Here is a 22,527-nt window from a genome sequence, read left to right on the forward strand (position 1 = left end):
ATCCTGTGAAGATTTTCAGGGATACATCGAACTGCAAGCCGGAGCTTTACCTAATTTTTATGCTTCGCCCTCGATGCCTTGGACGCCTTTTGCGTCGAGTAGTGCAATCACCAAGTTGCGCTCCTCTGTGGCATGGACAGGTAGCACCAGCACATCGCCCGGCTGTCCCCATGCCAACGCCTCCTTAATTAAGTGCTCGATGCTTTCGACTGCGATCACTTGCCGTGTTGCCAGGCCCGAATTGAACAGCGCATCGGACAGAATCGCTATGACCGCACCCTTGGCCCGGCCGCGGGTGTATTCCCCGCCCAGATCCTTGATCCAGACCCGCTCGGGTGCCGCCAATGCGCCGACCGCGGCCAAGTCGCGTATGTCATCGTCGGTGCGATTGCCTGCCTGTTCCAGCAGTAATCCCACACGACCTGTTGTGCCCATCTGGTGTGCAACATTCAGAAGCGACCGTAACCCCTCTGGATTGTGCGCATAGTCGAGCAGTACATGCACGCCGTTGATAGACCAGTACTGTAAACGTCCGGGGTTATCCTTGCTGTCCTTACCGAAGGTCAACAACGCATCGGCAATACGTCCGGCATTGACACCCAAGACGTGCGCCGCCAGTGCTGCAGCCGCCAAGTTTTCAAGGTTATACGGCGCCCTGTTGTGCAAGCCAATCGGCATCGCCATCGTTTCGCCAAGGTTCCATTCGCCGTTCGCGGTCACCAGGCGAAGGCTTCCTCTGTCAATTCCGCACGCGGGCAAGCCCAGCGCGCGCGCCTGCTGCAATGAACTGCCAAACCATCCCTTCCGAATGCCCGGAAAGGTCCGGATGCGCGCAACCGTTTCTGCATCTCCGGCATTCAACACAAGAGTTCCGCCGGGACGCAGCGACTTGCGGACCAGCAGCTTGACCTCACGCAGATCGTCGAGACTGTGAACACCATACTCGCCGAAATGATCGGCGCTGACATTCGTGACGATAGCTACATCCGCATCCTGAGTGGCCAAGCCGCGGCGAAGCAAGCCGCCACGCGCCGTTTCCAGAATGGCGACTTCTACCGACGGGTTGCGTAATACCGAGCGCAGGCCCATTGGACCGGAAAAGTCCCCTTCTTCGATGACTTGGCCGTCGACCACAATGCCATCGGTGCTGGAATAGCCGGCGTGAAGACCGGCCATCGAGAGTATCTTGGCCAAGGCACGGGTGACCGTGGTCTTGCCATTGGATCCGGTGACAATAGCCTTTTTGATGCGGCCCACAGATTCTGCGTCTAACGCACTGACATCAGGCAGTTGATTCGCAGGCCAGTGATGAGCGAAGTGTCCTTCGCCGGCGGTAAAGAACTCGTCGTCCCAATGTGCCGGAATGTTGCGCTCGCGCGCCGCCGTGATGAGGGCCATCAGTGCGGGATCGGCTTCCTGCTGCGCCATCTCAATGATGACTTGAGGCAATTCGTTGGTAAGCGCCTGCGCACCGGCGTCCTGAGCGGCTCGCGTCAGGGCCCACTCGTTGACCTCGGTGGCGGTCATCAGCTGATCGTCCGGCGCCGCAAAGGCCAGGGAGACACCACTGACATGTCGGCGCCACACGATGTCGGCATCGGGCCAGCCCAACTGCAGGCGCGCCATCTGGATGCCGTTCTGCCACTCATCGATGACAGCATCCGAAATGTCCGTACCGATAGCCTCCAGGGCCGCGCCCGGATGCTCAAAGAACACATTGGTGCCGGTCAGCCGGCGCGATTCATCAAACGTAAAGGGCATGCGGCGGAACTCAGTCGCTTTGCTCATCGCTGCGCGTGTAATGCAGGCCGCGGTCGTCACGGACCATGCCCTGCATTGCCGATGCATCGTAAGCATGGTCTTCGGCCGGATCCAGCGAGGTCGACAACTCCGGCTTTGCAACCGTCACGCTCGGCGCCTGATCGACCGGCTCCGGATGGAGGCCGAACTTGGTGATCTGTTTCCATGTACGAGTCAGCGCATCGGCAAAGACCATGACCAAGTCACCTTTACCGGCCATGGTCAGCGCCGCTTCGACTGCGGCGGGCTCATCCGGAATCACCGTAATCGCGGAGTCCGGGACACCGGCTGCGCGCAATGCAGCGGCCAGAATCCTGGGCACCTCGTCATGTGCGCGTCCGCGGGCATTGTCATCGCGTCGGAGAATGTAATGATCGAAGCGACCGTTCACCGCCATCGCGGTCTCGTTCAGATCCTCGTCGCGGCGATCTCCCGGACCGGATAGCACCACGATGCGCTTGCCGATGACATCAATTCGCTGGGCCAGGTCCGCCATCATGTTCACAGCATGCGCGTTGTGCGCGTAATCCATGATCACCTTGAACGGCAACTTGTTGAAGACGTTCAGACGACCGGGTGCCTGGAAGAAGCTGGTGTCAAAAGTCCGCAAGCCCTGACGAATCGCATCGAGTTTGATACCCATCGAATACGCAACGGCTGCTGCCATCATGGCATTCTGCACGTTATGCCGCGCCTGGCCTTCGAGAGTGGCCTGCACCAGATGCGTCCACAGCAGCGGGATATGCTTGCCCTGATCGTAGATGGTGATCATCTCGCCGTTAACGCCTTCCTCGAGTGCACAGGCTCGACCGCCTGCACGCACGTGGTCCCGCACAAACGTATTCGAAGGATCCATGGTGACATAGCAGATCACCTTGGCATCGGTGTAGCCGGACATGCGAACCACCAGGGGATCGTCGGCATTCAGTACCGCGCAGTCTCGTGCAACTTCTGCCACGATGCGCTTGATCTCCGCCAACTGCTCCAGCGTATTAACGCCCTTGAGTCCCAGGTGATCACTTGCGACGTTGATAACGGCACCGACATTGACCTTGCTTACGCCCATTCCGGCGCGCACCAGACCGCCACGTGCGGTCTCGAGCACCGCAAAGTCAATGGTGGGATCACGCAACACCATCTGTGCAGAGATCGGGCCGGTCATGTCGCCTTCGACAGTGCGGTGACCGTCAATGTAGACACCATCGGTGGTGGTCAGGCCCGGCGTATAGCCGGCCATCTTGGCAATGTGCGCCACCATGCGTGAGGTGGTGGTCTTACCGTTGGTGCCTGTAATTGCAGCGATCGGGACGCGAGCTAATGCACCCTGCGGAAACAGCATGTCAATCACAGGACCCGCAACATCGCGTGGTGTGCCCTCGCTCGGAGCCACGTGCATGCGGAATCCCGGCGCTGCGTTAATTTCGCAGATGGCACCCCCCGCGCTCTTATAACTCTCGGCAATGTTGGGCGTAATGAAGTCAACGCCACCCACATCAAGTCCGATAGCCTGCACTGCACGCTCCGCCATCGAACGATTGTCGGGGTGGACGATGTCGAGCACATCGGTTGCCGTACCGCCGGTTGACAGGTTCGCGGTTGCGCGCAGCTGTACGACTTCGCCAACTTGCGGCACATAATCCACGGTCTTGCCGGCGCGCTGCAGCTGATCCAGCGCTTCACGGTCGAGCTTAATTTGCGTCAGGATCTTCTCATGCCCGACGCCACGGTCCGGATGCGAATTCAGTTCCTCGAGCAGCCGGGCTACGGTCTGTTTGCCATCGCCGATTACGCAACCCGGTGTACGACGCGTGGCCGCAACCAGTTCACCGTTAACCACCAGCATGCGGTGGTCATCGCCCGTCTGAAACGTTTCGACGATGACGGATCTTGAATGTTCCTGTGCCGCAGCGAAGGCTTCACGAACATCCGCTTCAGCCTGGATGTTGATCGTAATACCGCGACCGTGATTGCCGTTGTAGGGCTTTAACACCACAGGGCCACGCAAGCGACGGGCGGCGGCAACCGCCTCGTCTGCATCGGTGACCAGCTCCTGACGCGGCACCGGCAGCCCGAGTGCGCCGAGAATCCGATTGGTCTCCTCCTTATCGCTCGCCAGTTCCACTGCAATGTGCGAGGTGCGACCGGTCACCGTAGCTTGGATCCGTTGCTGGTACTTGCCATGACCCAGTTGGATCAGCGAGGAATGTTGGTTGAGACGCAACCATGGAATCTTGCGACGTTCGGCCGCACGAACCAGCGCTGCCGTCGAAGGACCCAAGGCTCTGCGTTGTGCGTAGCGAATGAAGCCCTCCAGCGCTTCGGTCCAGTTCCATCCCTCGGGCACCAGGCCCGGCGTACGCAGATGGTCGGGCAGCAGCGAATCAATCAGCTGCATCGCCAACTCACCGGCGGCGATCCCCTCTTCCTTCTGTTCGTATTCGTAGATGACGTTATAGACGCCGACACGGCCATCGCGCACGGAACGCGTCTTGCCGAAGGTGACACTCTCGCCGGCGACATTCTGCAGCTCGAGCGCCATGTGTTCCAGCACGTGGCCCATCCAGGTGCCGTCGTCTTCGCGCATGCGGCGCACAAATCCGCCCGGCGTGCGATACGAGCAGCCGTGCCCTGCCAGTCCCGGCAATGCTTCAAGCAGGCCGTCGACAAACTCCTGACCGATTTTTGCGGTGGGCCAGTCTTCTAGTGACTCGAGATCGAGCTCCAGCCGGATGACCGGAAACAGTGCGTATTGCGAGGGGCCGACGTAAATGTTTCGATCAAGAATACGCATATTGTTCTGTTACTCCAGTGTGCGCTCGACATCGAGCGTGCCGGGTGAGGCCGTGCGAGTGTGCAGGTTATACGTTGCACCCTTTGCAAGGATATGAACAGTGATGCCCAATACACAGATGGGATCGGAGACACCGACCTCTGCCATCGAGGAAAACTGCGTCTTGCTGCTGTCCACCAACGTGAGTGCACCACTGCCCTCGACCTCGAGCGTGTTGTCGGGGCCAATGAAGGCGGCTGTATCCTCATCGAGACCAATACCGGTCGGATGCGGGTTGAAAGCCAAGGCCGATATCAGGCGTCCTAGCCGGTCACGCTGCCGGAAGTGCTGGTCAATGATGAAGCGGTTGGTCAATCCAAGTCCCGGCGCCAGCCGCACCGCGCCTGCGCGCGGCGAGGAACCATCCTTGCCGAACGCAATCATGTGATCGGACAGCACGCTAGCGCCCGCACTCGTCCCTGCGACATTAAGGCCCTTGGCATTGCCGCGCCGAATCGCCTTGGCGGCACTGGTTCCACCGATGATGGTGGTAATGCGCAACTGATTGCCCCCGGTAAGAAACACACCCGTCGCGTTTTCGATCATTTGCAGATAGTCCTCACGCTCGGCATCGTCGCGCGTGAGAATGTCGGCCACCTGAACATCTTTGGCACCAAGCTCGGTAAACAGTCGCAAATACCTGTCACCGGTTGTCGTGAGTCGGCTTGCCGTCGGAATGATCACGATGCGTGCCTCGCTACCACCGCTGAGCGACACAAAGCGACTTAAGATGCGTCGGCGTTGCAGCTTATCCTCGGCACCGCCGATAGGAATAATCCATCCGCGCTGTACCACTTCGTTGGTCTTGCTTGGTGCCATTCAGTCAACCTGTCCCTGGTTCAGTAAATCGTTTTCAAAAAGTCCGCGCCGCACCACCTCACCGTTGCGCACATGAAACTCGCCGAGTGCGAGCACGTGCAGCGGGTGGTTGTGCTCATCAAGGACAATCAGATCGGCATCAAAACCGACTTGGAGATGCCCCTTGCGCGGCAGGCGCAGCAGTCCGGCGGGGTTGGATGAGAACAACGGCACCGCCGTCGCCATCGGCACGCCGGCTTGCAGCAACTCGCGCAAGGTGTCGATCATCGAACCGGAGTGGGCAACGTCCATACCGCAGGCACGGCCTTCGGCATCAAAACAAGGCAAGCAGCCGCCGGCATCGGAACTGACCGACAGGCGTTGCTGCGGCAAGCCCTTGTCGAGATAGCGCATCACGGCTTGGGCGGCACTCCACGCATCCTCGCCTTCTTCAACAGGGAAGGCTGTGACATCAATGTGACAGCCTTGCTCTGCAAGCTGCAGCGCCTCGTCAAACAGGGCTTTACGGCGATTGACGTGAGTCGGCTGGAATACGCGTGCAGGAATTTCGCTGGTGCTAAGGGCCTGGCTTACCAGTTCAAGACCGCGTGCACCGTCGCCCAAATGCAGATGGACGATGCCGGCCTTGCCGCTCATCAGTCCGGCAACATGCGCATCGGCTGCGATCCGCAGGAGCTCCTGCAGCGTAGGCTGACTGGAACGATGATCGCTAATGGCCAGTTCGCCGACACCAATCAGGGGCTCGACCAGAACAATGTCACCGCGCACCGAACCGGTCAGGGTCACAGGCGGCACATGGTAACCGCCGCAGTAGCCCCAGGCGGACAGTCCGCTATCGCGGAGCGCATAGATCTGTGCCACCAGTTGGGCGGTGCTCCGCACCAGATCATCGGTGCCAAGCAGACCAATGACCGAGGTGACGCCGGCAGTAGTGTATTTGGACAAATTGGGCGCCGGCACGCGACTTGCATAGCCGGTCTCGCCACCGCCGCCGGTGACGTGCACGTGTCCATCGACAAAACCCGGGATGACGGCTCGGCCTTCGAGATCGACAACCGTAACCGGCAGCCCGATATGGTCAGGATCCTGGTTGCCGATCCAGAGGATGCGGTTGGATCCAATCAGGAGATGCTGCAGACCTTGCGGTTCGGGCGCATAGAGATTGGCGTTGCGCAACAGCAGCAAATTTAGGCTCCTAAGCAAAATCGGGACACGGAAATTCAATATACCGCAAAGACTCCCTGTCGCCGACCGCGCTGTTTAGCGAATCCACGGGTAATTGATGCGATCGTTCTCAAGCGCCATTTCCGGGCAATCAATCATCAGCTCGATGATGATGGGCATTAGTGTACTCAGGATGGCGACGGCATCCGCCAGCTGCGACCGGTTGGCCCCGCTGTTCCAGGTCGCACCACCGTGAACCAGCTGATTGCGCAGCACGTAAAGACGGTCCGCCACAATGGACATCAGCAATTCGGTCTCGCCATTCACGATGGCCCGCATGGCTAAGGCTCTAGCCGCATCAAACGACTCTCGCCATTTCTCCGAGTCGTCGTGGGTACGCAATGCAGTCCAAAAAGGCTCAAAAACGAACTTGTTGTCGATCAGCAGACGAATGGGACCGCTGAATGTATCGAACAGGGCCGCGTGGATTCGCTTTTCCTTATCGCATTGCAGGAGCCGCGCAATGAAGTCCCGCGCCTGGTCGCGCTCGCTCATTTCATGCCCGAACTCGCGGGCATATGCGGCATTGAGCGATATCCATAGAAAAATGAAACGCGCGGCGGGATCGTCCATTTCGCGCTCGGAGCGATCCAGCCAGCTGATGGCACGATGTACCCGAACGCGCGTATTCTCGTCGACCGAATCGATAACGGCGCGCTGCTTCTCTTTGAGTGTCTTTGCGCTGGTGATGACAGGCCCCCTCGGCAACTACAGATAGAATTATTGTTTGGGATCGCATCGTGAATGGCAAGAAAAAACGGTAGCGCCCTGATGTTTTGAGAGAATCCCTCTTGACGTATCATCAAGATCCGCACCGAGACTTCATTTATGATCACGCGCACCCCCACCGAATTCTTTCGCCACGCCGCCACGCTAGCGGCCGACCGCTCTGCAACGGCCAAGGCGGCCTTTGTGGTGACACCGTTGGGATTTCGTCTGGCCGAGCAGTCGGCTACCGACAATACCTACATGGCCGGCGCCGAAGCCTTTGATGCGGACGCCGCGCTGGCACAACACCGCGAGCTGCAACGCCGTCTAAGTCTGATCCTGCCGACCATTGCCTTTCCGGGATCTGCCGAAACGCCCGATGCTGTGTTCCCGAACAACGCATTCGGAACCGCCTGTGGCACTGCTATCGTGGGCCGCATGCGCCATGAGGTCCGTCAGCGCGAGACGCAGCGCACCGACATTCGCCGCTTTTTCTCGGATGTGCTCGGCTACGACATCGTTGATCTCTCATTGCAGGACCATCCCGCCGAACTGACCGGCGCACTGGTAATGGATCGTGCTCGCGGTCTGGGCTTTTTTGGCTTGTCCGAACGCTGCGATGAGGAAGGTGCCCGCCTGATGCATCAGGCCTTCGGACTGCGTGCATCCCTGCTGTTTGATTTGACTCCCGGCGAGTATCACACCAACGTGGTGCTGGCGATCCTGGCAGGTCGCGCTGCCGTGGTCTGTCCGAACGGATTTGCCGACCCCGCCATTCCGCAGGCAATCGCCGACTTCTATGCCCCAAGTGCAGTGATCTGCTCTGCCGAAGAGCACGCCGCCTTTGTCGGTAACTGCATCTCGGTGAGCAGCGATACCGTGTGGATGAGTCAGCGGGCCGCGGATGCTTTGAGCGCACCGCATCGCGATGTACTGAATGCGGCCGGGTTCAAGGTCGAATCCGTTGCGCTGGATGCGATCGAAGCAGCCGGCGGCTCCCTGCGCTGCTGCGTCGGCGAGATCTTCTGACGGATTAGAGGTCAGCGTCTTTGGCTGTGGGCAAAGTCCAGCCACGCCGAATGGCGAGATAGCGCATCACAAACACAATGATGGCGCCGACGGTCAGAACCACCGGCGTCGGAATCGGCAAGTTGTAACCGATGGCAATCACTGCAGCGCCGGCCAATGCCGCAACGGCGTACAGTTCCGTGGGCTGAAACACGACCGGCACCCGTGCAGCCATCATGTCGCGTACAACGCCGCCGCCAATGCCGGTGAGCATGCCAAGTAGCATGGCCGGAATCGGTTGCACTCCGTATTCCAAGGCCTTTTGCGTACCCAGTGCCACGAACAGGCCAAGACCGGCCGCATCGAGAATACGGACCGGATTGCGGAAGTGTTCGATCCAGCGATGGCGATAGAAACCAAACAGGCCGGCCGCGCAACTCACGGCGATGTGATACCAGCCCTTGAGGGCAACCGGAGGGTGGTCGCCAAGCAACAGATCACGGAACATGCCGCCAAAGGTGGCCGCTACAAATGACAGCACAATGATGCCAAACACATCGAGCCGTGCACGTACTGCCACGGTGGCGCCTGACAATGCGAACACGAACGTTCCGAGCAGGTCTGCAAACAGGATGAAGGTATCGAGTGACATGCGGTGTGCTCTTAGTCGAATCGGTAGCGGGGCTCGCCGCTGCGGCCGGCCAGGCCATCGAACAGGCCCAGCAACATGGCGCGGACGACTTGCCGGCGTGGTTTGACCAGCACCGCCAGACGCAGGAATTTCAGTGCAAAACGCGGAATATCCTGCGCCACCCAGGTGGCACTCACATGCGGGCGCCGATACAGCAGCACCCGATTGCGTGACGAAAAATACAGGCGCTTGGGCGAGTGGACCATGACATCGCCCAGATTCATCGGTAGCTGAATCAGGCGATCACCGATGGCGTGATCCATAACGGCCGACGGAATGCCGAACAGGGCATAACCCTTGGCTCGCGCCCTGAAACTCCAGTCCATGTCGAGATTGTCAATGAACAACGACGCATCCAGCGGACCCACATCATTCCAGACCGCTGCCGGAATATAGCAACCCGAGGTGATCAGGTAATCACACTGCACCGGCTGTTCGTCCTGCGGCACGATCTTGGTATTGAGCGGAAACCCGATCCGAACGAACGGCTGCAGCTTGCCGCTGCGCGCATCCGCAAAGGCCGGTCCAACCGCACCAACCCAATGTGACGCCGACAAATCCCAGTACGCCTTATCCAGGGTCGCGATCAGATCCTTGCTCGGTGTGCTGTCCTGATCAAACAGCACGAAGGCATCACTGCCGTTGGCCAGCGCACACTCAACACCGAGATTGATGGCCTGCCCCAGACCCACATTGCGTTCGTTGGCAATCCACTCAATATGCGATGGCGATTCGGAACGAACCGATGCCAGCATCTCGTCGGGTGAGCCGTTATCCACCACCAGCACTGCATCGGCCTGAGCGGCCAGCAGTCCGAGCAGCGCAACGAGCGCCTTCGGCTCCGGGTGATAAGTAACGACGATGGCCGTGATCATGGCTTTATTGTACGGTGCCGCTGCGATTTTCACGGCGAGATGACACTTTCGGGAGCATCATGAGCGCTTCTCCGTCTGTCACAGGTCCCCCTCATGGCCAGCAAGAAGTCCGCCGTCAAAAAATCCGCCCCGGCCAAAAAGGCCGTCCCGAGCAACACCGCAACCGGCAGCCTCCGGCTGGACACGGCTGCAATTGAACGCGCACGCAAGTCGCTAGACGAGGGTGCGGTCACTCCTTCGAACAAGGGCAGCTCCGAAGCAATCGTCAAACTGCTGAACGATTCGCTGGCTACGGAACTGGTTTGCGTGATGCGTTATAAGCGCCATCATTTCACTGCCAAGGGTCTGGAGTCGCCGGCCATTGCCGAGGAGTTCATGGTGCACGCCCAATCCGAATCGGCCCACGCCGACCGCATTGCTGAGCGTATCGTTCAGCTGCAAGGTGAGCCTGACTTCAATCCCGACACCCTGACTGCCCGCAGTCATGCCGATTACAATGACGATACGGACCTCAAGTCCATGATTCGCTCCAATCTCATTGCCGAACGCATCGCCGTTGAGACCTACCGCCAGATGATTCAACTCATCGGTGATCAGGATCCGACAACGCGTCGCCTGCTGGAATCCATTCTCGAAGATGAAGAAGAACACGCCGACGAACTTTCCGACTGGCTCGAACGCGTCAAGTAAGTCCGGATTACGTTGGTCTGCGGGAGCGGCGCTGCTGGCAGTGCCGCTCTTTTGCTGGGCGAAGGATCCGCTGACCGCGTTACGCCTGCCCTCCGATGCCACACAGAACCGCGAGGCGGTCTTCACCAACAAGCGTTCGGCGTTCTATCAGACACAAACTCATCGCAACGATCATCCGGAGCATGCGTGGTTTCGCGGCTTTACCATTGCCGCCGAGCGCATCTTCAGCGATGCGCAGTTCCGTATCAACGGCAAGGTGTTGGATCCCGCGCAGGGCGGCACCGCCGAGTTGACGCCAAATGAGCTGCGTCGCGTGTATCCGGGCAACGTCACCGAGACGGTGCGCCTGTTCGACAATCGCGATGTCGTCATGTGGTCGTTCACCGGTACCAAAGCAGCGCCGGAGCTTGAATTGCAGGGTGATGGCCTACGTCGCATCAACGCATCGCATTATGTGCGTTCACGTGCCGCCGGCGGTGAATGGCATGTTGCAGTAAAGACGGCCCCGCAAACCGCCGTGGCCGCCGTTGCCACTTCATTTAAGGAGGCGCAACAGCTGGCTCAGCTCGCGCTTAAGCAGAATCAGCAATGGACGGCCCAACGCGAGCGCCGTCTGCGTTCGCTGATCAGTGGCCCGCATGCACTGCAAGCCGGTGATGCGACGAATGCTCTGCACTGGATCACACTCAGCATGGATTCGCTCGTGACCGCGCAACGTGGTGACGGCATCTACGCGGGACTGCCGTGGTTCCAGGAGTACTGGGGCCGCGACAGTTTCATTGCGCTGCCTGGAGCCACTCTGGTGACAGGTCAGTTCGAAGTCGCAAGCCGCATCTTGCGCTCCTTTGCCGAGTTCCAGAATCGCGATCCGCAATCTCCGTTCTACGGTCGTCTGCCGAACATCGTCAAGCCGGCGGAGTTGGACTATCACACCACCGACGGCACGCCACGCTTTGTCATGGCTTTACGTGATTACGTCGACTACAGCGGCGATGTGCAACTTGCACGCACTCTGTATCCGGTAGTCAGCGCCAGTATCGAAGGCGCACTCAAGAACTTCACCGACAAGAGCGGCTATCTGTTGCACGCCGATAACGAGACCTGGATGGACGCCCGACGCGAGCCCGACAAGGCCTCGTACTCGCCGCGTGCCAATCGGGCCAACGACATTCAGGCACTGTGGGTGCAGCAACTCAAGGCCGGTGTAGCCTTCGCCAAGCTCAACAATCGCCCTGAAGATGCCGAGCGCTGGCAGCAGGTCGCTGATCGCGTTCGATCCCATTTTTCAAGGGATTTTGTCGTGGACGACGCCATAGCCGATCATCTGAATGCCGATGGCACCCCTGACACACAGATTCGACCCAACGCACTGTTCGCACTCGATCTGGTCGACAGCGATACGCAGCGTCGCGAACTGCAACGTCTGTGGCCGCAGCTCGTCTATCCGTGGGGCGTTGCAACGCTTGGCGCCAAAGACCCGGGTTTTCTGCCGTATCATTGGGCGCCCGGTGAGTGGCATAAGGACGCGGCGTATCACAACGGCACGGTCTGGCCATGGCTCGATGGCGTCGCCATGCAGCGCATGATTGAACTGGGCCGGCCGGATCTCGCGTGGCCGCTGTTTCAGTTCAATTTGCAAACAGCGTTGAATACCAACGGCAGTTTGCCGGAAACCATGGATGCCTATCCGCGCCCGGGCGCAACGTTACCAAGATTCACCGGCACGCATTCGCAAGCGTGGTCCCTATCGGAGCAGTTGCGCGTCTGGCATCAGTATTTCGTGGGCGTTCGCCCGCAGTTGAGCCAACACGAAGTCACGTTAGCACCGCGTCTACCGTCATCGATGCAAGTCGATCAAACCGCACGCATCGGCACCGGTACCTTGCGTACGCAATGCAATGCGCAGCATTGCCAATGGACGCCGACCAAGATTCAGTTTACCGCCAATCTCTCATTGCTCGGCTTCAAAACGTTGCAGGTACCTCTGCAAAGCGGCGAGACTCTAATCGCGCAGCTGAAAACCGGCAGCGTCCAAGTGCAACGCCGTGGGCACACAGTCAAGCATTGGACCGCCAGCCGCGATCCGCAATGGACACCATTGCCAGACGTCAAAATGGCGCGGCCTCTATGATTGACCCGAGTCGTTGACTGCAGTGCTCGCCTGCTCGCTCTCAGCAATATGCTGGCGGGCCAACTTGGCCAGATCCACATAGCCGGCACGGATCCGATCCAGGTCCTTCTCTTCGAGCTCTTCAAGATCCAGTAATGCGTTCTGCGCATTACCGATGGCTCGAATCAGCTCATCGAGCTTGATCTGCACTGCCTCGGAATCACGGTTCTGCGTGTTCTGAATCAGAAACACCATCAGAAAGGTGACAATCGTGGTCCCGGTGTTGATCACCAACTGCCAGGTATTACTGAACCCAAACAACGGCCCCGTCAGCAACCAAAGCACCGTAATTCCCAGTGCAACCAGGAAGGCACTCGGTCGTCCCGACCAATGCGCAGTTGCTTTGGCAAGGCGGGTAAATGGGGATACTCGGTTAACCGGTTTCATGGTTCAATCCTGCGTGAATGGGTTCGAGCCTGACAACACAAAAATGACAGGATCTACACTTACATGATGTCATCATCACGCTAGGACTACCGTTCACCGGAAACACAAAATGTCCCACACTCAGAAATTCCGAATCGTTTCCGTTGCCATGGCCACTCTGCTGGCAACCGCCGCTTGCAGTCAAAGCACCGAGGAGCCCGCAGCCCCGGTCCCGGCTACGGATTCCACCACCGCAACTCCGGCGACTACCCCTGCAGCCCAACCGGCAGCGCCGGCAACCAATTGGGTTGGCCGCTGGCCAGGTCCCGAGGGCACTTATCTCGCCATCAGTGCCGAGGGTGAAGGCTACCGCATCGAACTCGCAGATCTCGACGCGCCCAAAGTCTATACCGGCAAGCTCGAAGGCGATGCCATCGTCTTTGAGCGTGACGGCAAAACCGAATCCATCCGCGCCACCAACGGAACCGGCACCGGCATGAAGTACTACGGCGACGACCGTACCGACTGCCTGGTCATCACCAAGGGTGCCGAAGGCTTCTGCCGGTGAGCCATCACTCCTCAGTGACGGATTAATTAGAACTGATACCGCGCGGTCATCGAAACGAATGGCGCCGCGGTACTCAGGTCCCGAATCACCATCATTTCGTCGCCCTGTTGGTATTCGCGCTCAATATTCAAATCCCGGGCAATCAGCCCGTACATATTCGCCGACACCGTCAGATTCGGTGTGGCTTTCCAGCTAATCCGACCGTTGCCGCTGAAGCCGGATGCCTTTCGGGTTACAAAACCGGGTCCGTTATATGCATCACTTTCGCGTTGATAGCCTAGGTCTAGCCCCATAGTGACATCGTCCAACTGCCAGTCGAAGGTCAGTGTTGAACTGAATGGCAATTGATCCTGCAGACCAAAGCGAGAATCTAGCCCCTGAATGCGTGTCCAGTTCCGTACGACGGTCGCGCCCAGCGTAAAGCTCCGCGCCGTTCCTGACAACGGATAAATATATTTGCCGCTAGCCGTGAGCGTTCGAATCCGTGCATCCGGAAGATTGATTGGCTGCATGATCCAAAGATTCGATTGCAGATTTTGCGTGATGATGTATCCGATGGAGTCTTGAACCCGCCGAGCGCTGATTCGCCAGGTTGTATCGAATCGTGGCGTCAGCTTCTTTTCCCAAGACAACATTGCAATGTCGGAGACCTCTTTACGAAGGTTTGCGTTTCCAATCGACCACGCCTCTAGCGGACGGTTAAGTTCGGCAATTCCGGATAAGGAGCTGGTACCCAGTTGGGTAAAGGTCGGCGGGGAGAAACTCCGCGCCGCGTTGAGGGACCACCTGCCGCTACGTTCGGAACGATAGGTCAGATTGACCGACGGTGCGAGTCCATAGTCGTCAAAGCGGTCGGCAATCGCACCCCCCGCGACATCCGGCGGCGCAATGCGCCAATGTGTCCACCGCAACCCCGTATTTATGCCCAAATTCTCTCCAAAGGATCGCACCCACTTGACGTAGAGTGCTTGGTCCGACCGGCTAGCTTGTGTTGAAAGATCCTGCAAGGTCTGGATCGACAGTGATCCGACATCCTTTTGGTCCTTGGACCGCCACTCCGTGCGTTCACCGGCAATGCCGAACTCCAGCTCAGCACCCTTGCGGTATCGGTAATTTAATTTCGCGTCTGCAGAGGTCCGCACATCCTTTACTACACCCAGGCTGTTGGTGCGAAGATTCTCTCCCTCAAAATCGGTAAAGCTGTTCCAGCGACGCTCTGACGCGCCACTAGTCACAAACAATTCCGTTGTCCATTTTGAGTTGAGGGTCTTTGACCATCGCACACTGGGGGTTGCTGAAGAAGTCTTAGAGCGACTGTATAGGCTCGACAACATTGGCGAATCCGAAAGGTTCACCGAATAGTGGAATGAATTTAGAAAGGCCAGATCCATTCGATTCGCGGTCAACGAAAGCGCCAGGAAGGAGCTATCGGGAAGCGTACGATTCCAGCGCAACCACGCATTCTGCTGATAGGTCGTAGCACTTGTAGATGAATCAACCTGCTTACGCTCCTGTCCGTGCATACGGGTGTCCGCAATCGTCACGCTACTCGAGGAATTACTCTGGATACTGGTGCTTGCACTGGCGTTAGCAGTGAACGAGTTTCCGTTGGTACCGACTGAGTTCAGCGAACCGAACAGCCCGATGCCGGACAGACTACCACCGTCCACCGTCACCTGCGCCACCGGATTTCGCTTAACAACTCGACGCTTCAGGACGACATTGATACTGCCGGCAATACCCTCGCTCGGCTTATCGGCCTCCGCACCGAACATCACCTCGATATAGTCCACATCGGCGGGCTTTAAGTTCTGCAGATTGAACGTCGGCGGTGGCCGTCTGCCATCTACCAGAATCTGGGTGTAACGACCCGGCATGCCCATAATTGAGACCGAGCTCCCCGTGACTTGTAATCCGGGCTGCCGCCGCAGTACATCCAGTACCGACTGACTCGCAGGGTCGTCCAGCTGATCATTTCCGATATAGGTCTTGGTCACGTCCCGGTCCGCCTGACCACTGACTTTGACCTTTCCGACAGTCTTTACATCTCGCGAATCCGCATCGCTGGGTTTAGGCTTTGTCTCAGAGGCATCCTTATTAGCTTTAACGGCCCTATTAGACTGTTCGAGAATCTCGTCGACCATGGATTTCAGCTGTGCGTCGGACATATTGACGCCGGACATCTGACTGCGAATCTGCTGTTCAATGTCGGCGCGTCGGGCGGCTTCTGACTGTTGCGCATAGCAAGGCGACGAAGTCACCGATAAAGCTAAAGTTGCGGCAATCAAGATCAAGACCTCTAAATATGATCCTCGCATATCAGTCGAATAAACTATAAATCGGCGGGATGTATTCTCAGTGTACAAAGGTAACTTCATGAATCACAAGGTTTGAGCAAAGTGGCATCACTGCATGTGATGCCACTATGGCTGCGACACCGCAACACTTATTGTTGGGCACGCTTATCGTTAGAAATAATTACTACACTGATAAGAGTTCGAGTACCATCAGGATTCACCTGATAGGTCGCTACCGTACTTGTACCATCCCCATTGTCAGTAGTAACTTTTATTGTTGCTGCCATTGCAATACCCGTGACGGCAATTAAAGCAACGGCCAGAAATATTTGATTAATAGTGCGCTTCATCTTACTACCTCCCTAATTTGGATTATTACAGTTCTGAACAGGACTGTAAGATGTCAGGGTACCCCCCCCTTTTTTCTGTAGTTCCGAGATCGCTGTCACGCATTTGTCCGATTGGAAATATTCTCGCATCCCCGTCGCGTCAATCGTCGCTATGCAAGGTGGAGCAGCGAAGAAAACAAGAGCACACAAAGAAAAAACCCCGCACAAATCTGTACGGGGTTTTTGGTGTAAATGTCCAGTGATGACCTACTCTCACATGGCAAAGCCACACTATCATCGGCGCAAGAGCGTTTCAGTTCCGAGTTCGGGATGGGATCGGGTGGTTCCACTCTGTTAGTGAATCAAAGCCGCTTCATGTTTAGCCCGGTGAGAATGATCCTTTGATCTGCTCGGCCTCTTTAATGACTTTCTTCACACCGGCTGGAGGGCAATACCTGAGCTCTTGCACATCCAGTGCAACACCGGAATCCGACTGATCATCCAATAGGCCTGTGAGCGGAGGCAGAAGATTGCTGGAATATAGACGTTCAACGCCAAGTGCAAATTTGTTGGAACCTACAACGAGCTGCCAATCCGCGCCCGGAGCTTTTCTAGCGATCAGATAGCTGGAGCCAATGTCTCCTGACGCCCATCGCAACTCACCGGTACATGCGCTGGAATCGAATGAGCCAAATATGACTTTCCGATCGCCGCTAATACGCAACCCGCCTGTTGCTGCAACGATGTCCATGCCAAGGGAATGACCGATTAGGCGGCCATTTTCGGACCTGATCGATTTCGCAATCAGTACCCACGGCTTATCAAAACGCCAGTTCGCCACCTCCATGCTCTTGAGCAACCCTAGTGAAAACTCGATCGGAGGACTTCCAGGGGACTGTCGGTAGGAGGCAAAGTTTTCAATGACGAACTGCACACCATTCATGCGTGCCGATGTTGATGGCAACACCGTAAACGGAAGCGTCAGGTTAATGCCGAATCCATAAGGCAGCACTTCGCCTTCGTTGAATCGAATGTCCTCCAATTCAACTCCTGTGCCCTGAGGTATTGCTCCGGACAAACTGTTGCCAAGGTACGCGCGAGTGTCAGAGCTGTTCGCGCGTGTACGAATTTTCATTCCGCCGCCGCTGTCAACAATCCGCCGCAAGTCATCCTGCGTCAATGCATGTACTTCAAATGCCGGGAAGAAAACTGTGCTGCCGCCGCGAGACCGACGGTCAATTTGAAGCTGAGCCCACGATGCGAGATCGTAGTCCTGCAGGTAACTGAGTTCCTGCATTTTCGTACAGAATTCCACGACGTTCGCTGGGAGCTTGTCAGCCTCCTCTGCACAGGTAATCGCAGAGGAACGTGCACTACCCGCGTCACCATTAACACTCGCATGAAGCGCGTTGAGTGCAATCGGGTATTTTTGATAGGTATTGTCGGCGTTAGTAATATTGGTATCGGTAGGAACAGCCAGCGCATTCTCCAAGGTCAACGCGATCGGCGTGTCAGTCCTGTTCAATCTGCCGCTTGCGCATCCACTCACCGCGAGTAATGCAGCAATAAGGCAAGCTAGCCGTATTTCGCATATTTTCAATATTGATACCTCATAGTCAAGCTTAAGCTCATCGGCAACTTGGTTCTATCGTAAATAGATGTGTACTCATCGTTTCTCGCGAAGTATCGGAACCCATGCATACTCCCCGCAACCGGGCCGGCGATTTCTCCTGTTACTGTGAGCTTTGGCGTCGCCAGCCACGAGATTCGCGCACTCATATTTGTACTCTGTCCGCGCTCTTTGTATATCCCCGGGCCGCCATAGGACTTACTCCCCTTCACAAACTGAAGGTCGAGACCGCCACTGATTTCCTTAAAAACAACTTCTGCGCCGACCGTTGCAAAAAAAGGATTTTCACCATCAATGCCAAGATTGGAGTCAATTCCGTCAATGTGTGATTTGCTTCGAATCATTGTGTGGGAAAGTGTCAGAGCATTGCCTTCGCCTGCTAAAGGAAGAACGTACTTGATACTCCCGGACATAGATAACACCTTGGCCGCAGGGAGGTTTATTGCCTGCGAGACCCATAAGCCATTCTGAGATGCGATTATTTGCGCGATGCCATCGTCGATTCTCTTGGAACTCAACCGCAAGGTTGTATCCAACCGCGCCGTTAACTTCTTCTCCCAGGAAAGCACCGCACTGTCAGAAACGGATGCCTTCAGGTCAGGATTTCCGATCGTCCATGCTGTGAAGGGGCGGTTGTTCTCCAGAAATCCAGGAAGCGAACTCGTACCCAACTGTGAGAATCCAGGTGGGCTATGGATTCGAGCAAAGTTCAATGAGAAACGACCATCTTCCTTGCTTTGGTAGGCGATATTAAGCGAAGGTGTAAGTCCGTGTCCCTTGAAGCCGCCAACGACTCCGGTGCCATCGATGTGCGCAGGTTCGATATCCCAGTTTGTGTACCGCAAACCAGTATTGAGACCTAATCGTTCGCCAATCGAGTGGACCAATTTGAAAAACACGGCTCCGTCGCCTCGTCGGGCGACGGTGCTCAAACCTTTTTCGACAGGATCTTCCGCGGAACCGCCATTGACAAAGGAGTGGCTGTCCCACGTTGTATCCTCAAGTGAAACGCCAGCACTTAATTCTGTTCCTTTCCGAACGCGGTACGTTAACGTGATGTCCCCGGAATTCTTAGTCTCAGCTTCCGATCCGCGACTGATGCTTAAGCTTGGCGTGTTCATGAAGCTTGTAACACTGTCCGAAGTGCGATCCGTTTCAAGTCTGGCAACGTAAAGCTCCAGATCCAAATTTTGGTTGAGGGACTTACTCCATTTTGCTGCCGGTGCCGCAGACCGTGAGCTACTTCGGCTGGTTTGCACGTCCGAGATCAATCCTCGGCTGCGAAATAAGGGATAGCGGTAGTCATTAATGAAGTTGGTTCGCCCATCATAGCCTGTCAGAGACAATTGAAGAATCGACGAATCAGGCAACACCCTATTCAATCGCAGCCAGACATTGCGCTGAATCATGTCAACGTTCGTTACTTGCTCATCTTCAATGTCTTCGAAACCGTCGGACAATGTAAACGCGCTACTGCGCATGCTACTTTCGTTGTTTTGCCATGATCGATGAAGTGTTGCATTCGCACTGAATGAATTCCCCCCCTGTCCCACGGCATTCATCGATCCGAACAAACTAATACCTGATTCCGTGCCTCCGGATACGGTTACTGCAACGACTGGGTTTCTTTTGAGTATGCGGCGCTTTAGAACAATGTTAATCGAGCCGGCCAATCCCTCAGTAGCCTTATCTGCCTCGGCGCCAAACATTATCTCGATATATTCAACTTCTTCAGGCCGCAGGTTTCTTAGACTAAATGTAGGTGGTGGCTTCTTTCCATCGACCAAGAGCTGAGTATATGAGTCCGGCAGCCCCATGATGGATACGGAACCGTTAACCACAATAAGACCCGACTCACGCCGTAATACATCGAGTACTGACTGATCCAGAGGATTCGACAACTTGTCCGAGTCAATGTACGTCTTTGTCCTATCTCTAGTCGCCTTCCCACGTACCGCGACCTTGCCGACCGATTTCGTAGGAAGTTGGCTTGAAGTCTCTCCATTCTGCTTCGGTGGTTCACCTTTTGCACGTGAGGCTTCGTATGACTGAACCATTTCATCTACAATTTTCGCAATTTGATCCTCGCTGAGCCTATCTCCCATTTGTTCGCGGACCTGACGCTCAACTTCACGACGGTGGGATTCTCTCGACAAGTCCTGGGCGCCAGCGTTGCAGGCAATTGTTACTGTGACAACACCGGCCCATACAAGATGTTTAATACGCTTTTGCATTCAAATTCGAAATAATTGATCCAGTTCTACAGTGCGGATATGAAAACCTAACACAAAAAACAATGGTGGCACCACACATCGGTGCCACCATCAATAAAATCTAAATTCAGACTTTACTGCTGCTGCTTTGGTGGATTAACCCTTGGTGCTGGAACAGTGTAGGTGTAGTAGCTGATGACTTTACCGTTCTCATCTGTTGTGTACACAGTGACCGTCTTGGAGCCATCAGGATTGTTTACGGTTTGCGTGATAGTACCGGCAAACGCAACACTCGCAACTAACGCTAGGCTGGTCGCGAGCAGTATTTGTTTAAACTTGTGCTTCATTGCGTAATCTCCATGTTGTCTTCTTAGATTTCAGTGCGCATTGAAGTTTGAACAATAGCTTTACCCTCCCCCAGTCAAGTACAAACGTCACAGTTTGCGTGGTTGCATAATATTTTGCCCAAGTGCGGTACTTTCTAGAACCTAAGGTTACAATCACTCGCTCGTCTAACTCGAAAGCGCACTCGGGCTTTTCTGCGGGCTGATGCCGCACAAAGAAAAAACCCCGCACATTTCTGTACGGGGTTTTTGGTGTAAATGTCCAGCGATGACCTACTCTCACATGGCAAAGCCACACTACCATCGGCGCAAGAGCGTTTCACTTCCGAGTTCGGGATGGGATCGGGTGGTTCCACTCTGCTATTGTCACTGGACAAAGCTTGATTGACGGACGCGAGCAGCCGGTTGCGCTCTTGCGCACCCACGGTGCCGTGTTGCGTCCCGTCAAAAGGGGTTGGAATGTAGCGTTCGTTTTGGACCTTGCTGCGCACGCGTCGCGAGCCAAGGCCACTTGAGGTTATATGGTCAAGCCACACGGATCATTAGTATCAGTTAGCTCAATACATTGCTGCACTTACACACCTGACCTATCAACCACCTGGTCTTGATGGTTCCTTAAGGGGAGTCAAGCTCCCGGGAGATCTCATCTTGAGGCGCGCTTCCCGCTTAGATGCTTTCAGCGGTTATCGCTTCCGAACATAGCTACCCGGCAGTGCCACTGGCGTGACAACCGGAACACCAGAGGTTCGTCCACTCCGGTCCTCTCGTACTAGGAGCAGCCCCTCTCAAATCTCCAACGCCCATGGCAGATAGGGACCGAACTGTCTCACGACGTTCTGAACCCAGCTCGCGTACCACTTTAAATGGCGAACAGCCATACCCTTGGGACCGACTACAGCCCCAGGATGTGATGAGCCGACATCGAGGTGCCAAACACCGCCGTCGATATGAACTCTTGGGCGGTATCAGCCTGTTATCCCCGGAGTACCTTTTATCCGTTGAGCGATGGCCCTTCCATACAGAACCACCGGATCACTAAGTCCTAGTTTCCTACCTGCTTGATCCGTCGATCTTGCAGTCAAGCACGCTTATGCCTTTGCACACAGTGCGCGATGTCCGACCGCGCTGAGCGTACCTTCGAGCTCCTCCGTTACTCTTTGGGAGGAGACCGCCCCAGTCAAACTACCCACCATACACGGTCCCTGATCCGGATTACGGACCTAGGTTAGAACGTCAAGCACGACAGGGTGGTATTTCAAGGATGGCTCCACACCGGCTGGCGCCGATGCTTCAAAGCCTCCCACCTATCCTACACAGACGAACTCAACGTTCAGTGTAAAGCTATAGTAAAGGTTCACGGGGTCTTTCCGTCTTGCCACGGGAACGCTGCATCTTCACAGCGATTTCAATTTCACTGAGTCTCGGGTGGAGACAGCGCCGCTGTCGTTACGCCATTCGTGCAGGTCGGAACTTACCCGACAAGGAATTTCGCTACCTTAGGACCGTTATAGTTACGGCCGCCGTTTACTGGGGCTTCGATCAAGAGCTTCGCTTACGCTAACCCCATCAATTAACCTTCCAGCACCGGGCAGGCGTCACACCCTATACGTCCACTTTCGTGTTTGCAGAGTGCTGTGTTTTTGATAAACAGTCGCAGCGGCCTAGTTTCTGCGACCCCCGAACGCTATGACCCGCATGGGCCACGCTCAGGGGTGTACCTTCTCCCGAAGTTACGGTACCAATTTGCCTAGTTCCTTCACCCGAGTTCTCTCAAGCGCCTGAGAATTCTCATCCTGCCCACCTGTGTCGGTTTACGGTACGGTCTGCGTAAGCTGAAGCTTAGGAGCTTTTCCTGGAAGCGTGGTATTAGTCACTTCGCTCATAAGAGCTCGTCTCGGTGCTCGGAGTTAAAGGAACCCGGATTTGCCTAAGTTCCACTCCTACCGCCTTTCCCCGGGACAACCA

General features: G+C 56.2%; 17 protein-coding genes and 3 rRNA genes (1 of these 20 running past the window's edge). 4 read left to right on the forward strand and 16 right to left on the reverse strand.

Features of this window, described 5'->3' with window-relative positions:
- Window positions 1-57: 57 nt before the first annotated feature.
- The 5 genes from V3390_RS02145 to V3390_RS02165 form a co-directional block, all read right to left on the reverse strand.
- Complete coding sequence (locus tag V3390_RS02145) at window positions 58-1,788, reverse strand: Mur ligase family protein (protein ID WP_331703183.1); 1,731 nt, start codon at window positions 1,786-1,788, stop codon at window positions 58-60.
- The gene (gene cphA, locus V3390_RS02150) at window positions 1,772-4,591 is read right to left on the reverse strand and encodes a cyanophycin synthetase (protein ID WP_331703184.1); all 2,820 of its coding nucleotides are present in this window, start codon (window positions 4,589-4,591) and stop codon (window positions 1,772-1,774) included. Before cphA ends, V3390_RS02145 begins: the two co-directional genes overlap by 17 nt.
- Window positions 4,592-4,600: 9 nt before the next feature.
- Window positions 4,601-5,449, reverse strand: a complete 849-nt coding sequence (locus tag V3390_RS02155) for a cyanophycinase (protein WP_331703185.1) — start codon at window positions 5,447-5,449, stop codon at window positions 4,601-4,603.
- Entirely contained in the window at window positions 5,450-6,634 is a 1,185-nt protein-coding gene (gene iadA, locus V3390_RS02160) for a beta-aspartyl-peptidase (RefSeq protein ID WP_331703186.1), read from the reverse strand. It abuts the gene before it with no gap.
- Window positions 6,635-6,709: 75 nt separating this feature from the next.
- On the reverse strand, window positions 6,710-7,246 hold the full coding sequence (locus V3390_RS02165; protein ID WP_331703187.1) for a hypothetical protein: 537 nt from the start codon (window positions 7,244-7,246) through the stop codon (window positions 6,710-6,712).
- Between the two features lie 255 nt (window positions 7,247-7,501).
- Here V3390_RS02165 and V3390_RS02170 point away from each other — a divergent pair, with 255 nt between their 5' ends.
- On the forward strand, window positions 7,502-8,410 hold the full coding sequence (locus V3390_RS02170; protein ID WP_331703188.1) for an arginine deiminase-related protein: 909 nt from the start codon (window positions 7,502-7,504) through the stop codon (window positions 8,408-8,410).
- 4 nt (window positions 8,411-8,414) lie between these two features.
- Here V3390_RS02170 and V3390_RS02175 read toward each other — a convergent pair whose 3' ends face one another.
- Window positions 8,415-9,041, reverse strand: coding sequence for a trimeric intracellular cation channel family protein (locus V3390_RS02175; protein WP_331690267.1), 627 nt, complete (start codon window positions 9,039-9,041; stop codon window positions 8,415-8,417).
- Window positions 9,042-9,052: 11 nt separating this feature from the next.
- A complete protein-coding gene (locus V3390_RS02180; RefSeq protein ID WP_331703189.1) occupies window positions 9,053-9,988 on the reverse strand; it encodes a glycosyltransferase family 2 protein in 936 nt (311 codons plus the stop codon).
- A 60-nt stretch (window positions 9,989-10,048) separates the two neighbouring features.
- On the opposite strand from V3390_RS02180, the gene V3390_RS02185 reads away from it, so the two are divergent.
- Together V3390_RS02185 and V3390_RS02190 are read left to right on the forward strand one after the other, a co-directional pair.
- A complete protein-coding gene (locus V3390_RS02185; RefSeq protein WP_331690269.1) occupies window positions 10,049-10,645 on the forward strand; it encodes a ferritin-like domain-containing protein in 597 nt (198 codons plus the stop codon).
- Between the two features lie 40 nt (window positions 10,646-10,685).
- A complete protein-coding gene (locus V3390_RS02190; protein ID WP_331703190.1) occupies window positions 10,686-12,776 on the forward strand; it encodes an amylo-alpha-1,6-glucosidase in 2,091 nt (696 codons plus the stop codon).
- On the opposite strand, the gene V3390_RS02195 is transcribed toward V3390_RS02190, so the two are convergent.
- The gene (locus tag V3390_RS02195) at window positions 12,771-13,202 is read right to left on the reverse strand and encodes a low affinity iron permease family protein (protein WP_331703191.1); all 432 of its coding nucleotides are present in this window, start codon (window positions 13,200-13,202) and stop codon (window positions 12,771-12,773) included. The two genes, V3390_RS02190 and V3390_RS02195, sit on opposite strands and share 6 nt — an antisense overlap.
- A 109-nt stretch (window positions 13,203-13,311) precedes the next feature.
- Here V3390_RS02195 and V3390_RS02200 point away from each other — a divergent pair, with 109 nt between their 5' ends.
- Window positions 13,312-13,749 carry a hypothetical protein gene (locus V3390_RS02200; protein ID WP_331703192.1) on the forward strand — a complete coding sequence of 146 codons (438 nt, stop codon included), beginning with the start codon at window positions 13,312-13,314 and terminating at the stop codon, window positions 13,747-13,749.
- Between the two features lie 26 nt (window positions 13,750-13,775).
- Here the strand turns inward: V3390_RS02200 and V3390_RS02205 are convergent, their stop codons facing one another.
- The 8 genes from V3390_RS02205 to V3390_RS02240 all read right to left on the reverse strand — a co-directional run.
- Window positions 13,776-16,043: a TonB-dependent receptor plug domain-containing protein gene (locus V3390_RS02205; protein WP_331703193.1), complete on the reverse strand. Its 2,268-nt coding sequence runs from the start codon at window positions 16,041-16,043 to the stop codon at window positions 13,776-13,778.
- Window positions 16,044-16,195: 152 nt separating this feature from the next.
- On the reverse strand, window positions 16,196-16,396 hold the full coding sequence (locus V3390_RS02210) for a hypothetical protein (protein ID WP_331703194.1): 201 nt from the start codon (window positions 16,394-16,396) through the stop codon (window positions 16,196-16,198).
- 233 nt (window positions 16,397-16,629) lie between these two features.
- Window positions 16,630-16,737: ribosomal RNA gene (gene rrf, locus V3390_RS02215) — 5S ribosomal RNA — on the reverse strand.
- A 17-nt stretch (window positions 16,738-16,754) separates the two neighbouring features.
- Entirely contained in the window at window positions 16,755-17,900 is a 1,146-nt protein-coding gene (locus V3390_RS02220) for a hypothetical protein (protein WP_331703195.1), read from the reverse strand.
- A 71-nt stretch (window positions 17,901-17,971) separates the two neighbouring features.
- Window positions 17,972-20,239 (reverse strand): TonB-dependent receptor plug domain-containing protein, encoded by a 2,268-nt coding sequence (locus V3390_RS02225; protein WP_331703196.1) that lies wholly within the window; start codon window positions 20,237-20,239, stop codon window positions 17,972-17,974.
- 113 nt (window positions 20,240-20,352) lie between these two features.
- Window positions 20,353-20,565 (reverse strand): hypothetical protein, encoded by a 213-nt coding sequence (locus tag V3390_RS02230; protein ID WP_331703197.1) that lies wholly within the window; start codon window positions 20,563-20,565, stop codon window positions 20,353-20,355.
- 257 nt (window positions 20,566-20,822) lie between these two features.
- Window positions 20,823-20,936: ribosomal RNA gene (rrf, locus tag V3390_RS02235) — 5S ribosomal RNA — on the reverse strand.
- Between the two features lie 147 nt (window positions 20,937-21,083).
- Window positions 21,084-22,527, reverse strand: a 23S ribosomal RNA gene (locus tag V3390_RS02240); it runs 1,437 nt beyond the window's last position.

Source organism: Aquilutibacter rugosus (genome assembly GCF_036541335.1).
In the GTDB taxonomy this organism is placed as follows: Bacteria; Pseudomonadota; Gammaproteobacteria; order Xanthomonadales; family Xanthomonadaceae; genus Aquilutibacter; species Aquilutibacter rugosus.